Source organism: Bacillus bingmayongensis (assembly GCF_000299035.1).
GTDB lineage: Bacteria > Bacillota > Bacilli > Bacillales > Bacillaceae_G > Bacillus_A > Bacillus_A bingmayongensis.
On the sequence record NZ_JH921518.1, the window covers coordinates 526,265 to 540,707 of the forward strand.

Sequence of the window (14,443 nt, forward strand, 5' to 3'; positions counted from 1 at the left end):
CTTCCATCACGAACCGGACGTTTACGGACCTTTATCTCTCCACCTATCCTCCTCGCTTTTCTTTAAATCTTGCGGTAGGAGTCTTACTGCTCGCGAATAGCTGGATAAAAAAGCAAAAGCCCCCCTTCGAGCAGGGAGCTTTTGCTTATAAAATAATGGCAATTAATCCGCCAGAGCCTTCGTTAATAATTCTTTCGAGCGTTTCTTTTAATTTATAACGTGCATTTTCAGGCATTAAAGACAATTTCGCTTGAATCCCTTCTCGAACAATTGAACTAAGCGAGCGTCCAAAGATATCAGAATTCCATATAGAAAGCGGATCATCCTCAAAATCTTGCATTAAATAACGGACAAGCTCTTCACTTTGCTTTTCAGTACCAATAATCGGCTCAAATGTAGACTCAACATCGACTTTAATCATATGAATAGACGGTGCAACGGCCTTTAATTTCACACCAAATCGCGATCCATGGCGAATAATTTCTGGCTCATCTAGACTCATATCAGCTAAGGCAGGTGCAGCCACACCATACCCTGTTTGTTTAACCATTCTTAAAGCATCTGAAACTTGATCATATTCCGTTTTTGCATGAGAAAAATCAAGCATCAACTTTAACAAATGATCTTTCCCTCTAATTTCTACACCTACAACTTCTTTTAATATTTGATCGTACAACTCATCTGGTGCATATAAGTCAATCTCGGCAACCCCTTGCCCCATATCAATCCCAGCTAAACTCGCCCGATCAATAAACTCATATTGACTAAACTGCCAAACAACGCGATCTACATCACGAAGCCGTTTTATATCTTTAACCGTCTCTTGAACAGCTTCTTGATAACTTTGACGTAACCAATGTCCTTCATTTAACACCATGACCCAGCTTGGTAGATTCACATTCACTTCCAAAACAGGGAATTCAAATAAAGCTTCGCGAAGTACATTGTAAACATCTGTTTCTCTTAAACTCTCCACACTCATTGCTAATACAGGAATATCATGCTCTTCTGATAAACTTTGACGTAACTGTTCTGTATCTGGATGATACGGCTGTACAGTATTAATAATCATGATAAATGGTTTACCTACTTCTTTTAACTCATTGATAACACGTTCTTCTGCTTCTATATAATCCCGTCTTGGAATTTCTCCAATCGTTCCATCAGTTGTAATGACAACCCCAATAGTAGAATGTTCTTGAATTACTTTACGCGTTCCAATTTCAGCAGCCTCATGAAACGGGATAGGCTCTTCATACCAAGGTGTATTAATCATGCGTGGACCATTCTCATCTTCATACCCTTTCGCTCCAGGAACCGTATAACCTACACAATCTACTAATCGAATATTTACTTCAAGACCGTCATCAACATGGATGGAAACCGCTTGGTTTGGAACAAATTTCGGTTCTGTCGTCATAATCGTACGTCCAGCGGCACTTTGAGGTAATTCATCTTGTGCTCTCTGACGATCTGAATCATTTTCGATGTTCGGAATAACAACAAGCTCCATAAATTTTTTAATAAATGTTGATTTTCCTGTTCGAACAGCTCCTACAACCCCTAAATAAATATCACCGCCTGTGCGTTCAGCAATATCTTTAAAAATATCGACCTTTTCCAAGTGATTCCCTCCCTCAAAATTTTTGGGAATAATACAAGTTTGTATTCACATACAATAACCTTCATTGATGTTTTCTATCATATAAAATATTCTAGAAGTGCGGACAATATATCATATGATTTTGTCCTAAATTCATATGACTATTTAAAAAGAACTTTTTGTGTTCATCATAAGTTGTATTACATGAAAAAACCTTTCTTCTAGAACTTATTCGCTAAAAGAAAGGTTCATGACTTATCATTTAAAAAAAATTGGTTCTCCGTTTCTTACTGTATACGGTAAAGAGTATGCGGGCACAAATGGTGTATCTTTTAAAAGCATATTCCGAATATCTTCTCCCTCTTTCAATTTTTCTCCATTTTTTTGTAATATTTCATATAAATCCATTCGATAATCAACAAAAATCTCTCCTTTTTCATCGATTACAAGCGGTAACCCTTTTCCGGAATACGGACTTGTCACTTGAGGTACATCTTTATATCCCATTTTTTTGAAATCAAGCTCATAAACACCATCTGCAATAACCTTTTTAAAAGGAGGGTATTGATGGTCATCGCGATACATTTGCAATTTCAGCTTGACATCTCGTATTTGTTCTGCCATTCTGACATCAAGTAACTTTACCGTTGGATTTGTTTCTACATCTACTAATACGTATTGATACACACCACCACTTTCATACGCATTTCCAGGTGCTTCTTGTATATAACGTGGTGCAATTTTTTGAAAATCAATGGGGTATTTTTGATAAATCGGTGTATTCATGTCACGCGTTTTAATTGGTAATAAACCACTATTTTGTTCCTTATATGTATTGACTGCCTTTTGAACAGCTTGTAACTGATCTTCATAAGGGACAGCATTTTGTTTCATATTTTCTCTAGGATACATACATCCTGATAAAAGGCTTACACAACAAAATATTAAAATAACATAGTTTTTTTTCACAGACAATCCATCCTTTATTTTCTCACTCACATCCATTAAAGCTTGTTTACACATCTCCACCTACCTCCTCACCATCTACTTGAAAACAAAGAGTGGTGGTTATTCGTTCTTATTGTTCAACCGGTCCACTAAACACTACAAGGAAAATAACAATCCCAGATACAACCATAAGTGTATAAGCAACTATCGCTGTAATCCCTTTCAAAATTTTATTCTTCATTTTATGTCTACTTAATAAAATAAACACCACGGCAATAAACATAAACCCCATAGCCCCTAAAGAAAACCACATTTTTATAAGCCCTTCAGACATATACACACCCCTTAATCATTAAATTGTTTTTATACTATTTTAACAAATTAAAAATTTTAAATAAATAGAATCCACTATTTTATTATAAAACCACTCTTCTATATACATACAAGTTGAAAATACGATATAAAACCTTTTTAGGCAGGAGAGAGCATCCGGCCGTGCAAAGAAGCGGTCAGACCCTCTACCTGCCCCATACCGAGTGAAAACAACGAGAGTAAATGAGTGTCTTCGTAGCAGCAACTTATATGTTGAAAATACAAAATGGATTTATATATAAATAAAATCAACAAAAATAAGCTTTAATTGATGAAAACCCCCTTTCCCCTCACTCCTTTACTTTCTGCTAAACTTTGAGACAAAAATAAAACCGAAGCGAATGTATCATCTTCGCTTCGGTTGACCAAATATGCCCACAAACAGCTCCATTTCCATTTTTCATAGCTATCGTATGCAATCCTCGAATCCATTGTTTCTCATACTTTATTTTTTAAACATTTTACTTAACGAGCTAAAATCAGTTGGCATATTATTATTAATAATCGCTTTTACAATTTGATCTTCTTGCTCTTTTGGTACCTCTCGCCCTGCCATTACTGCGACCTGATGGATTAATTGACGTAGTACTTTCTCATCCCGTAAATTTGCATTTTGTACAGATGACGCTAATTTAAAAATATCGTCTTTATTTACTTTCGCTTCTTTCTCAATATTATTGAAAATGTTATTATCCATTTCCTTCACCCTCTCTTCAAGTTACACTCCATCGTATGCAAAAAGAAATAAATGGTGAAAAGACCTAGAAAAACAAAAAGCTGTATACGTGCTTTTTGTTGCACGCATACAGCTTTTACTTATAATAAATCAGGTATTGCTTCAACTTCATGTTTACGAACACGACCCATCAATGACCCTACTGCATCTTTCACATTATTCCCATTGAATAGTACATCATATAAAGCTGCCGTAATCGGCATTTCAACTTCCATTTTCTCTGCTAATTCGTAAGCAGCCTTTGTTGTTCTTACACCTTCAACGACCATTCCCATACTGTCTAGTACTTCTTCTAAAGAATGTCCTTTTCCAAGCATATTTCCAGCACGCCAATTTCGGCTATGAACGCTTGTACAAGTTACAATTAAGTCACCCATTCCTGTTAAACCAGCAAACGTTAGCGGATTACCGCCCATCTTTCTTCCTAGACGAGCAATTTCTGTTAACCCTCGCGTCATTAAAGCGGCCTTAGCATTATCTCCTAATCCAAGCCCATCTGTGATTCCAGCGGCTAGCGCAATAATATTTTTTAATGCCCCGCCAAGCTCTACCCCGACGATATCGGGATTCGTATATACTCGGAAATAACTGTTCATAAACAAATCTTGCACTTCTTCAGCCGCTTCCATTCGCTTTGCAGCGGCAGTGACAGTTGTAGCTTGACGAAGCCCTACCTCTTCCGCATGGCTCGGTCCTGATAAGACAACAACATCACGAATAAGATGTGCTGGAATTTCTTCTTCAATCATTTCCGAAATACGTTTTGAAGTACCCGGTTCAATTCCTTTACTTGCATGAATCCAAGTAATCGGCTGTGAAACTATATCTTTCATATTTCGCAATACTTCTCGATACGCTTTCGTCGGCACGACCAAAAGTACTGTATCTACATCTACTAATGCTTCTTCTAAAGAAGAGTAGGCTACGATTGTGCTTGGCAATGTAATCCCTGGAAGGTATCGACTATTCTCATGTTTCATATTGATTTCATCCATGAGCTCCGGACGATTTCCCCAAATGCGTACATCATGGCCATTGTCAGCTAATACCATCGCTAACGCTGTTCCCCAGCTACCTGCTCCTACTACTGTGATTTTTTTCATAAAATCACATCCTCTCCATTAGTCTCTTGCTCTAGAAATAATTCGAATTGGCGTTCCTACGAAGCCAAATGACTCACGTAAACGATTCTTTAAGAAGCGCTCATATGAAAAGTGCATTAATTCTGGGTCATTTACAAAGACAACAAATGTAGGTGGTTTCACTGCAACTTGTGTCGCATAGAAAATTTTCAGACGACTACCATTATGCGTTGGCGTTGGATTCATTGCCACCGCATCCATAATTACATCATTTAATACATTCGTTTGTACGCGAATGCTATGACTTTCATTCACTTCATTAATAACCGGTAATAATGTCTGTGTACGTTTTTTTGTTTTCGCAGATAAGAATACAATTGGCGCATAATCTAAGAACTGGAAGTGAGCACGAATATTTTCTTCAAATGCTTTCATTGTCTTTTCGTCTTTTTTTACTGCATCCCATTTGTTCACAACAATAATTACTGCTCGCCCTGAGTCATGTGCGTAACCAGCAATTTTCTTATCTTGTTCAATAATTCCTTCTTCACCATCTAATACAACTAAGACAACGTCAGAACGTTCAATCGCTCTCAGTGCACGTAGTACACTATACTTTTCGGTACTCTCGTATACTTTCCCTTTTTTACGCATTCCTGCTGTATCAATGATAACGTAATCTTGACCATCTTTACTATATGGTGTATCGACAGCATCACGTGTTGTTCCTGCTACGTTACTTACGATTACACGTTCTTGACCAAGCAATGCATTTACTAGTGAAGATTTCCCTACGTTCGGACGTCCAATTAATGAGAAACGGATCGTTTCGTCATCGTATGCTTCTTCTTCAATCTTTGGAAAATGCTTCGCAGCTTCATCAAGTAAGTCCCCTAATCCCAAACCATGTGTGCCTGAAATTGGGAATGGCTCTCCAAATCCTAATGCATAAAAATCATAAATTTCATTACGCATCTCTGGATTATCAACTTTATTTACAGCAAGTACAACTGGCTTTTTAGAACGATATAAAATTTTTGCAACTTCTTCGTCTGCTGCAGTTACACCGTCACGACCATTCGTCATAAAAATGATAACATCAGCTTCATCAATCGCTACTTCTGCTTGTTGACGAATTTGTGTCAAAAATGGCTCGTCTCCAATATCAATTCCACCTGTATCAATAATGTTAAATTCGTGATTTAACCATTCTCCCGCACTATAAATACGATCTCGTGTTACACCTGGGATATCTTCTACAATTGAAACTCTCTCTCCAACAATTCTATTGAAAATAGTAGATTTCCCTACGTTCGGGCGTCCTACTATTGCCACTACTGGTTTCGGCATATACTTTCATCCTTTCAACTTGCTTCTGTTTATTATGTAAAAAACCCTTCTTTGTGCAAGAAGGGATTTGCATTCCAGAATATTTCTCATCATATCAAAACATCTCATATTATATCATATGTTACTAATGTTTCACAATAATATATACATTCTCTTGCAAACGATGAGCAATACCGTCTAAAATCGCTTCTAAATTATTTGCTACAAATTCCATTTCTTCTTTTGAGCCACAAATAAACAAAGGTGCTCCCCCAGCAAACTTTTCTGGCGTCGTTGTAATTACAGCAAGAATATAGCTTTCTAATATCATCGCAGATCTCCCCTTCCTTTTGGGGCCTCTGATGACATATGAACCGCACTTTCTAATGTTGGTACATTTCCTATTACCGCAATCGCTTTTTTTACATCTTGATCTTGCGGGAGTACAAATACTCCTACTCTTCCATCTTCCAAATCACGCTTAGCTAATGGGACTAACGCCGGGGTTCCAGAATCTCTAAATATGCCTAATGCAACTGAAACATCATGCAAAATTGCTTGTCGTTGTCCAAGATTAGAAATCGTTACCCTTGCGTCAATAGACTTAGGCTTTAAAATAAAACCCATTCCATACTTCATAATTTCTTCTTGCCTTGCTGGCAATCCAATATTCATAATATAAATATTATCAATATATAGTCCTGCTCCTTCAAACCGGAGAGGAGCATGCTCAATGTCTACAAGATCACGTAACCTTTTACCAGACATCAATATTCTTGAAATAACGAATCCCGATATACCAGCAACTACACCAGCAATCCACGAATGAAAACCTATATATATAAATGTTGTCACAAATGCTGTTAGCATCGCTAAATAGTTGCGACTTTCAAACACAAGAGCTATCCCCTCAATATATGTGTTTCCACGTGGTACAAGTTCATACCCATCTAATTGCTGCAGTGTATTTCTTTCCATATTTCGAACATCTCGGAATTGAGACGCAGCCAACGTCAAGAAAGTAATCGCTGAAAAATCCTTCTTCAAAATAGACGGAATAGCAATCGCTCCTAAAGCTGCTGCAATTAATCCCATAGCAATGTGAATGATTTTTCCATGTAAACGTGTCGGATACTGCCTCGTATCTGTGCGAAGCATCAAAATTCGCGTTACTGTTCCAGCAATGACGCCACATAAAATGGCTGGTGTATATTCAGTCATGTATTATCCTTGCCTTTCTTTTACATGTTTTTTTCTAAATTGTCCTCTATACGCCGATACTTTTACGATGTAAGACATCATCATAACAAGTAGTGTAGAAACAGCAATGATATCAAAAAATGTCAAACTACCAATTTCATATGGAAAATGCAGCCTGCGAAAAATAAACGTTACCAATATTTCTCCTTGTAGCGCTCCAGCATATAAAGAACATAGACGTAATAAACGATCTCGATGTAATAAAATTGACGCGTATACAAGAGCACCACTTAACATAAAGGTTCGATCAATAATAATCCAAATCGGATCATACACCTCTAATAAATGAAAGCTTGTATATAGCATAGCAATAATAAGCGCTGACAATAAGGCGTACATTTTTTTCCATATAGAATATAGAGCAATCCCAAAAAATGAAATACTGCCGAGTATAAGTGCATTTATTGATACAATGAAAGAAGCAATAGATACGGTTATTTGTGAACAAATAATAAATATTAGTATAATCGCACTAATTTTCCAGCGAACTTCATCTTTTTTCAAAAAAAATGTTGTAACAATCCAGCCCATCCACGCTAAAAAATAAAAATAACTTCCATCCATATTTTCCCCTCCTATCATTTCCATTATGGGAACTTTTTATGAAAACTAATCCTTTTCTTCTTTTTGCATAGTTTTTTCTTATAACAGCAACACTTTCTATTGAGGGGGTGTAGATAACGATGGGAAAAGACCGTCAAGAAAAGAAATTAAAACAATCACGCCGCGTTGAATCGGATCGTGATCAATCATTGCAATATCCTGGTGCAACTAGTCTGGATACACCAGAGCAAGCTCGTCAACAAAATCAGCATTAAACTTAAAAACATCACTACTTTGCAAAGATTCAAAAGACAAGACCTAAAATTTAGCATGACATTAAATTCAATTTAACTCCTGATGGACACGAAAAAAGATGGTTTCGGTACAGCACCGAAACCATCTTTTAAACACTTAAATACAAAAAACTTTTCATTTAATTTTTAGATGTAGTGCATTTTCGCTAAACTGCTTGATTTTAACTAACTTTAGGTAAGAAAACTCCCACCTCTAAGCGCTAGCATAGGTGGTAAGTAGTTCCAATAACAAACATCTATTCAAAATACAGTTTTTTCGTTTCTGCATTATAAATCCTATCACTTTGGTAAGTGTCAATTAAAAGGCTTTTTCCTGTAACAAAAGTATATGATCTTTACATTTTTTCCAAACAAGTCACAATAAAATCTCTACCTGTACCAATGAACTACATATTATATCTTGCATATACACAAAAGAAAAAACCAACCGAATGGTTGATTTTTTCATCTCCTATTAACCCTATCTCATACTGTAATTCTTCGTATCAATCCCTCGCTGCGACAACCAATGATACGTATCACCTTTTACAATAAGCGGCACTCGCTGAAGCTCAGAAAGTGTGCTCGATCCAAGAGCCGTCATAATAAATTGTAAGTCCGTATGTAAAAGTTCTATTTCTTCGATTAATTTGTCTACACCATCATTCATTAATATACGTAAAAAATAGCCAGCAAAAGCCGTCGCCCGAGCACCAAGTGCGATCGCTTTTGCTACATCAAGCGCTGTTTGTATGCCACCAGATGCAATAAGAGAGAGGTTTTTATTTATTGAGGATGCTTCTATTATAGAGGCTGCCGTCTGAATGCCCCAATCGTTAAAATAAGAAAGCATTCGCTGCCTTCGTTCATTTTCAACTGCAGCAAAGTTTGTGCCACCATAACCACCAATATCTACAGCTGTAACGCCAACATTAGCTAGTTGCTGTACTGCTTCTTTACTCATACCAAACCCTACTTCTTTCACTATAACCGGAACCTGCGAACTTATAACAATTTGCTCAATCCGCTCTAATACGCCTGTAAAATCCCGATCCCCTTCTGGCATCGTTAGTTCTTGAATGACATTCAAATGAATTTGCAAAGCATTTGCTTCAACCATATCAACCGCTCGCTTTGCCTGTTCAACACTCGCTTCACTACCTAAATTTGCAAAAATGATGCCATTTGGGTTTACCTTTCGAACAATTCGATAAGAGGATGCTTCTCTTTCATCTTTTAACGCAGCCATTTGAGAACCGACAGCCATCGCAAGATTATGATGCTTGGCCACATGTGCTAACTGTTCATTAATATGTAATGTGTGATCTCCACCACCACCAGTCATCGCATTGATAAAAATCGGCGAACTTAATGAAAGTTCGCCGATTTCCGTTTCAAATGTAATACTTTCATAACATGAATTTGGCAAGCTTTGATGGACAAAAGCAATGTCATGAAAGCCATGTATACGAGACTGTCCGGTGGAAAGAGCGTATTCAATATGTTCTAATTTTCGTTTTGCCCTTACCACTTGTACCCCTCTTTATTTCTTTAATTTTTTCAGTTGTTCACCAATAATATCACTAAATTGGAAAGTTGCAGATTCAGAAGTTGGCTCATATTGGCTGTAATCTTCTGTTTCATTATTTTCTTCAACAGCTTCTTTTATACTTAAAGAAATGCGTTTTTCTGCTGCATGTACTTCAAGTACTTTCACTTTCACTTCTTGTCCCATTTCTAATACTTCATTTGGATTTTTCACGTGGCGATTTGCAATTTGTGATACGTGCACAAGTCCTTCTACGCCGGGTAAAATTTCAACGAAAGCACCGAATGTAACAATACGCTTTACTATACCTTCTCGAACATCACCCGCTTTAACTTCAGCAGCAACATTTTCCCAAGGTCCTGGCTGAGCGGCTTTAATCGATAAAGAAATGCGCTGCGTATCTGCATCAACTGATAACACTTTGACTTTAACACTTTGTCCTTGTGTTAACACATCAGAAGGCTGTTCAACGCGATCATGAGAAATTTGTGAAATGTGTACTAAACCATCTACGCCACCAACATTCACAAAAGCACCGAAGTCAGTTAATCGTTGAACTGTACCTTCCACAACATCTCCTTCTTTTAAAGAAGAGATCGCTTCCTTTTTCTTCGATTCTAATTCTTGTTCTACAACTGCTTTATGTGAAAGAATAACACGATTCTTTTCACGATCTAATTCAACGATTTTCACCGCTAATGTTTTTCCTTTATAATCAGTAAAATCTTCTACATAGTGCATTTCTACAAGTGAAGCTGGAATAAATCCGCGGACACCAAGATCCACAACTAAACCACCATTGACAATATCTTTTACAGTAACATCAAACACTTCACCTGAAGTGAATTTTCCTTGCAGCTCTACCCATGCTTTTTCTGCATCAACAGCACGTTTCGATAATACAAGATCATCATCTTCTAATTTAATAACTTTTAATTCAAGAGTTTGGTCTAATTCTACAACATCGCTCGCTTTTTCAATATGAACGTTAGCTAATTCACTAATCGGAATAACGCCATCTGTTTTGTATCCAACATTTACAAGAACTTGTTTTTCTTCAACTTTCGTTACAGAACCTGTAACAACGTCACCCACTTGTAATGCTTTTGAATCCACAACTTCTTCATTCATTTTCTCTACCATGGAAATACCTCCCTACAGAATTGACAAAGCTTTTTTATGTATATACGAAATGAAAACAAATGCTTTCATTTGCATGTTATAAGAAATTTTTAGCATATACTCACTTTCAATACATAGAGCAACCTACTTTTTTCCATACACTTCATAGAAGATATAGAAACCTATATAAATAGTATACAGCAAAATCTCCTTGAATAAAGTATGTTTTAAAATATAATAGCGAATATATTCTGACAGTTTCTCTTCTTTTACTAACTTCTTACAAATTGACTTATTTGTCAAGGAAAGCGTCTCACCATTCTCCACTATGCTAATATTTTTTAAAATAAAAAAGAAAGGGGCTTCCCCCTTTCTTTATTTTGCAAATGCTCCAGAAACAATATCCATAATTTTTTTGACAACCTCTTCAATTGATAAAGAAGTTGTATCTAATTCCAATGCATCATCCGCTTTTTTTAGCGGAGAAACTTCGCGCTCTGAATCTAGCTTATCACGCTCAGCAATCTCTTTTTTCAATTGCTCTAAACTAGAAGCAAAACCTTTCTTCGTGTTTTCAAGATGTCTACGCTCCGCTCTCTCTTGAACAGAAGCAAGCATAAAAATTTTCACTTCCGCATTAGGTAACACATGCGTACCAATATCACGACCGTCCATTACTACTCCGCCCTGTTCTGCTAGAGCTTGTTGGCGACGTACCATCTCTTCCCGAACAAGACGATGCTTGGCAACAATTGATACGCGATTTGTTACATCCGGTGTACGAATCGCTTCAGATACATCCTCGCCATTTAAGAAAACTAGTTGTGTATTTTCACCTTGCTGAAACTCAATATTTACATTTTTTAAAACTTCCATTAGACTTTCTTCATTTTCAATATCCACATTTTGCTTAAGAGCAGCATATGTAAGCGTACGATACATTGCACCTGTGTCAATATATACATAAGAAAGTTCTTTCGCAACAATCTTTGCGACCGTGCTTTTCCCAGCAGCTGCTGGACCATCTATCGCAATTGAAATTCGTTTTTCCATTGTAACACCTCATTTTTTTCACTTATATAACAAAATGAAAAGCAGGTACAAATTCCCTGCTTCTTCGTGTTTGTTTCATGTCGATTAAATCCTCAATTATTGTAGCACAATCCTTACTATAAGAAAATGAAAACTACTTATTCACTTGTAAAATATCCGTTGTGTTTTTACTTGTAACTCCTTCATAATAAACGATTTTTGATAAATATTTTACTGTGGACTCTTGCATAAAGAGTAATTGAATAATGCACAGACAAATAAATTGAATCAATAATATACGAATTAAGACTCCCTCAATTTTTTTCAAAAAAATATCCTCTTTTCATTTTTTCTCACTCATTCCAACAATTTACGATAGAAAAAATTAAAAAATCCGCTTACTTTAATTATTTCCAATATACAGTAGCTAACTTTATTTTCATTTCTGGTACAAACTTTTATACATTTCCATTGTCGAATCTAGCAAAAACATGGTATGTTCTAAATGTATTTTTTGATTGGAAAGGGGTATAAGCATTGAAAAAAATCCTAGTTTTACACACAGGTGGAACAATCGCAATGGAGGAAGATAAAGAAACTGGGGTTGTACAACCAGGGGAACAAAATCCTCTTTTAAAATTCATTCCTGATTTAGAGGATGATATTGATTTAATTGTTGAAGATGTCTTTCATCTTCCATCTCCTCATATGACTCCTAGCGAGATGTTACAATTACAAGTCATCATTGATGAAAGAGTTAAACATGAAGACATTCATGGTGTTGTCATTACACATGGTACAGATACATTAGAAGAGACTGCCTATTTTTTAGATTTAACTGTACAAGCGAACATTCCAATCGTTGTAACAGGGGCAATGCGCTCTAGCAACGAATTAGGCGCTGACGGTTTATATAACTTTTTATCTGCTGTAAAGGTTGCAAGTAGTAACGAAGCACTTGGAAAAGGTATTCTTGTCGTATTAAACGACGAAATTCACTGTGCAACAAATGTAACAAAAACACATACAAGTAATGTTGCAACATTCCAAAGTCCTCAATACGGACCAATCGGTATGGTGACAAAACGTGGTGTTGTCTTCCATCACGCTCTCGTACATCACGAAACATATATGGTCGGACAAATTTCTAAAAATGTGGTCGTGTTAAAAGCATACGCCGGTATGGATGATACATTATTAGCAGCAATTGAAACCCTTCCGGTAGATGGGATTGTAATCGAAGCACTCGGTCAAGGTAATTTACCACCACGAACGCTCCCTAGTTTACAGCGCTTAATGAATAAAGGAATTCCAATTGTTCTTGTTTCCCGCTGCTTTAACGGAATTGTCCAAGACGTATATTCCTATGAGGGTGGAGGAAAACAATTAAAAGATATTGGGATTGTCTTCACCTACGGTTTAAATGCCCAAAAAGCTCGTATTAAACTACTTGTGGCTTTAGAATGTGCTCAATCTCAAGAAAAAATTCAACAAATGTTTATGCACGATTAAAAAATAAGCTGTCGAAATTCGACAGCTTATTTTTGTTCTCTTGATACAACTGTTTGTGTAATTGCTCCGCCATGAAATCTTCCATTCTCAATAAAAATTTCATTCGCATTATTTCCAGCTGCAATAACACCCGCAATAAAGATATTCTCAACATTCGTTTCCATTGTTTCTTCCGTATACACCGGACGCCCTGTTTCTTTATCAATTTCTACTCCCATTTTTGTTAAGAAGCCATGATCTGGATGATATCCCGTCATTGCAAACACAAAATCATTTTGAATCGTAAATGATTCTCCATTACTTGTATACGTCAGTGTATGTTCGGTAATTTCTTTCACGTGAGCATGGAACCGCATTTGAATTGTACCATTACGCACTAATGCTTCAAATTCAGGTAAAATCCACGGCTTAATACTCTGTGAATATGCTTCCCCGCGATACAACACCGTTACACGTGCTCCAGCTTTTACAAGTTCTAGCGCTGCATCTACACTTGAATTTTTTCCTCCTATTACAACTACATCACGGTCAAAATATGGATGTGCCTCTTTAAAGTAATGGGATACTTTTTCTAAATTTTCTCCAGGAACGTTCATATAGTTTGGATTATCATAATATCCCGTTGCCACTACAATATATTTCGCAGTATATGTCTCCTTATTACCATCACGCTTCGTTGTATTTACTCTAAAGAAGTTCCCGTCTTTTTGCACTTGTTCTACGCGTTCAAATGCATTTACACGCACTCCTTTACGCTTTACCACTTCACGATAATACGCAAGCGCTTGATTACGAACTGGCTTACGATTTTCTGTAATAAAAGCAACATCACCAATCTCTAATTTTTCACTAGATGAAAAAAACGTTTGATGAGTTGGATAATGATAAATCGCATTCACAATATTCCCTTTTTCAATTACTAGTGGATCGATTCCCTCTTGCTGTAGTGAAATCGCTGCTGCTAATCCACATGGTCCGCCCCCGATTATAATAACTGTTTCTTTTTGCATACTCGGTTCACTCCTAGTCTTCTGCTTCACTCTCTATTTATTACAAAACAAG

15 protein-coding genes and 1 pseudogene are annotated in these 14,443 nt (G+C 36.6%); 2 read left to right on the forward strand and 14 right to left on the reverse strand.

Annotated elements, in window-relative coordinates; translation table 11 throughout:
- Positions 1-145 precede the first annotated feature (145 nt).
- The 9 genes and pseudogenes from spoIVA to Y7E_RS0117290 form a co-directional block, all read right to left on the reverse strand.
- Positions 146-1,624 carry a stage IV sporulation protein A gene (spoIVA, locus tag Y7E_RS0117250; RefSeq protein ID WP_017152520.1) on the reverse strand — a complete coding sequence of 493 codons (1,479 nt, stop codon included), beginning with the start codon at positions 1,622-1,624 and terminating at the stop codon, positions 146-148.
- A gap of 237 nt (positions 1,625-1,861) precedes the next feature.
- Complete coding sequence (locus tag Y7E_RS0117255; protein ID WP_026049249.1) at positions 1,862-2,572, reverse strand: hypothetical protein; 711 nt, start codon at positions 2,570-2,572, stop codon at positions 1,862-1,864.
- A gap of 109 nt (positions 2,573-2,681) precedes the next feature.
- The gene (locus Y7E_RS0117260) at positions 2,682-2,885 is read right to left on the reverse strand and encodes a DUF2768 domain-containing protein (RefSeq protein ID WP_017152522.1); all 204 of its coding nucleotides are present in this window, start codon (positions 2,883-2,885) and stop codon (positions 2,682-2,684) included.
- 483 nt (positions 2,886-3,368) lie between these two features.
- Positions 3,369-3,620 carry a stage VI sporulation protein F gene (locus tag Y7E_RS0117265; protein ID WP_000369751.1) on the reverse strand — a complete coding sequence of 84 codons (252 nt, stop codon included), beginning with the start codon at positions 3,618-3,620 and terminating at the stop codon, positions 3,369-3,371.
- A gap of 119 nt (positions 3,621-3,739) precedes the next feature.
- A complete protein-coding gene (locus Y7E_RS0117270; RefSeq protein ID WP_017152523.1) occupies positions 3,740-4,762 on the reverse strand; it encodes an NAD(P)H-dependent glycerol-3-phosphate dehydrogenase in 1,023 nt (340 codons plus the stop codon).
- Positions 4,763-4,780: 18 nt separating this feature from the next.
- Entirely contained in the window at positions 4,781-6,091 is a 1,311-nt protein-coding gene (gene der / locus Y7E_RS0117275; protein WP_017152524.1) for a ribosome biogenesis GTPase Der, read from the reverse strand.
- Between the two features lie 124 nt (positions 6,092-6,215).
- Positions 6,216-6,401 (reverse strand): capping complex subunit for YIEGIA, encoded by a 186-nt coding sequence (locus tag Y7E_RS0117280; protein WP_017152525.1) that lies wholly within the window; start codon positions 6,399-6,401, stop codon positions 6,216-6,218.
- A complete protein-coding gene (locus tag Y7E_RS0117285) occupies positions 6,398-7,291 on the reverse strand; it encodes a YIEGIA family protein (RefSeq protein ID WP_017152526.1) in 894 nt (297 codons plus the stop codon). Before Y7E_RS0117285 ends, Y7E_RS0117280 begins: the two co-directional genes overlap by 4 nt.
- Positions 7,284-7,894, reverse strand: a pseudogene (locus Y7E_RS0117290) (YphA family membrane protein). Before Y7E_RS0117290 ends, Y7E_RS0117285 begins: the two are co-directional and overlap by 8 nt.
- A 119-nt stretch (positions 7,895-8,013) precedes the next feature.
- Here Y7E_RS0117290 and Y7E_RS31005 point away from each other — a divergent pair.
- On the forward strand, positions 8,014-8,148 hold the full coding sequence (locus tag Y7E_RS31005; RefSeq protein WP_017152527.1) for a YpzI family protein: 135 nt from the start codon (positions 8,014-8,016) through the stop codon (positions 8,146-8,148).
- Positions 8,149-8,647: 499 nt separating this feature from the next.
- Here Y7E_RS31005 and fni read toward each other — a convergent pair whose 3' ends face one another.
- The 4 genes from fni to Y7E_RS33440 form a co-directional block, all read right to left on the reverse strand.
- Positions 8,648-9,697 carry a type 2 isopentenyl-diphosphate Delta-isomerase gene (gene fni, locus Y7E_RS0117300; protein ID WP_017152528.1) on the reverse strand — a complete coding sequence of 350 codons (1,050 nt, stop codon included), beginning with the start codon at positions 9,695-9,697 and terminating at the stop codon, positions 8,648-8,650.
- Between the two features lie 12 nt (positions 9,698-9,709).
- Entirely contained in the window at positions 9,710-10,858 is a 1,149-nt protein-coding gene (rpsA, locus tag Y7E_RS0117305) for a 30S ribosomal protein S1 (protein WP_017152529.1), read from the reverse strand.
- Between the two features lie 354 nt (positions 10,859-11,212).
- On the reverse strand, positions 11,213-11,890 hold the full coding sequence (gene cmk / locus Y7E_RS0117310; protein WP_017152530.1) for a (d)CMP kinase: 678 nt from the start codon (positions 11,888-11,890) through the stop codon (positions 11,213-11,215).
- A 133-nt stretch (positions 11,891-12,023) separates the two neighbouring features.
- Positions 12,024-12,197 (reverse strand): DUF5359 family protein, encoded by a 174-nt coding sequence (locus Y7E_RS33440; RefSeq protein WP_017152531.1) that lies wholly within the window; start codon positions 12,195-12,197, stop codon positions 12,024-12,026.
- A 209-nt stretch (positions 12,198-12,406) separates the two neighbouring features.
- On the opposite strand from Y7E_RS33440, the gene Y7E_RS0117320 reads away from it, so the two are divergent.
- Positions 12,407-13,381, forward strand: coding sequence for an asparaginase (locus Y7E_RS0117320; protein ID WP_017152532.1), 975 nt, complete (start codon positions 12,407-12,409; stop codon positions 13,379-13,381).
- Between the two features lie 26 nt (positions 13,382-13,407).
- On the opposite strand, the gene Y7E_RS0117325 is transcribed toward Y7E_RS0117320, so the two are convergent.
- Positions 13,408-14,391, reverse strand: coding sequence for a YpdA family putative bacillithiol disulfide reductase (locus tag Y7E_RS0117325; protein WP_017152533.1), 984 nt, complete (start codon positions 14,389-14,391; stop codon positions 13,408-13,410).
- Positions 14,392-14,443 lie beyond the last annotated feature (52 nt).

What these genes read in the sequence shown, in the direction of transcription:
- Y7E_RS0117280 (WP_017152525.1), bottom strand. Translation starts at nt 6,401, where the DNA reads ATGATATTAGAAAGCTATATTCTTGCTGTAATTACAACGACGCCAGAA.
- cmk (WP_017152530.1), bottom strand. Translation starts at nt 11,890, where the DNA reads ATGGAAAAACGAATTTCAATTGCGATAGATGGTCCAGCAGCTGCTGGG.
- Y7E_RS31005 (WP_017152527.1), top strand. Translation starts at nt 8,014, where the DNA reads ATGGGAAAAGACCGTCAAGAAAAGAAATTAAAACAATCACGCCGCGTT.
- Y7E_RS0117325 (WP_017152533.1), bottom strand. Translation starts at nt 14,391, where the DNA reads ATGCAAAAAGAAACAGTTATTATAATCGGGGGCGGACCATGTGGATTA.
- Y7E_RS0117265 (WP_000369751.1), bottom strand. Translation starts at nt 3,620, where the DNA reads ATGGATAATAACATTTTCAATAATATTGAGAAAGAAGCGAAAGTAAAT.
- Y7E_RS0117285 (WP_017152526.1), bottom strand. Translation starts at nt 7,291, where the DNA reads ATGACTGAATATACACCAGCCATTTTATGTGGCGTCATTGCTGGAACA.
- rpsA (WP_017152529.1), bottom strand. Translation starts at nt 10,858, where the DNA reads ATGGTAGAGAAAATGAATGAAGAAGTTGTGGATTCAAAAGCATTACAA.
- der (WP_017152524.1), bottom strand. Translation starts at nt 6,091, where the DNA reads ATGCCGAAACCAGTAGTGGCAATAGTAGGACGCCCGAACGTAGGGAAA.
- Y7E_RS0117270 (WP_017152523.1), bottom strand. Translation starts at nt 4,762, where the DNA reads ATGAAAAAAATCACAGTAGTAGGAGCAGGTAGCTGGGGAACAGCGTTA.
- Y7E_RS0117260 (WP_017152522.1), bottom strand. Translation starts at nt 2,885, where the DNA reads ATGTCTGAAGGGCTTATAAAAATGTGGTTTTCTTTAGGGGCTATGGGG.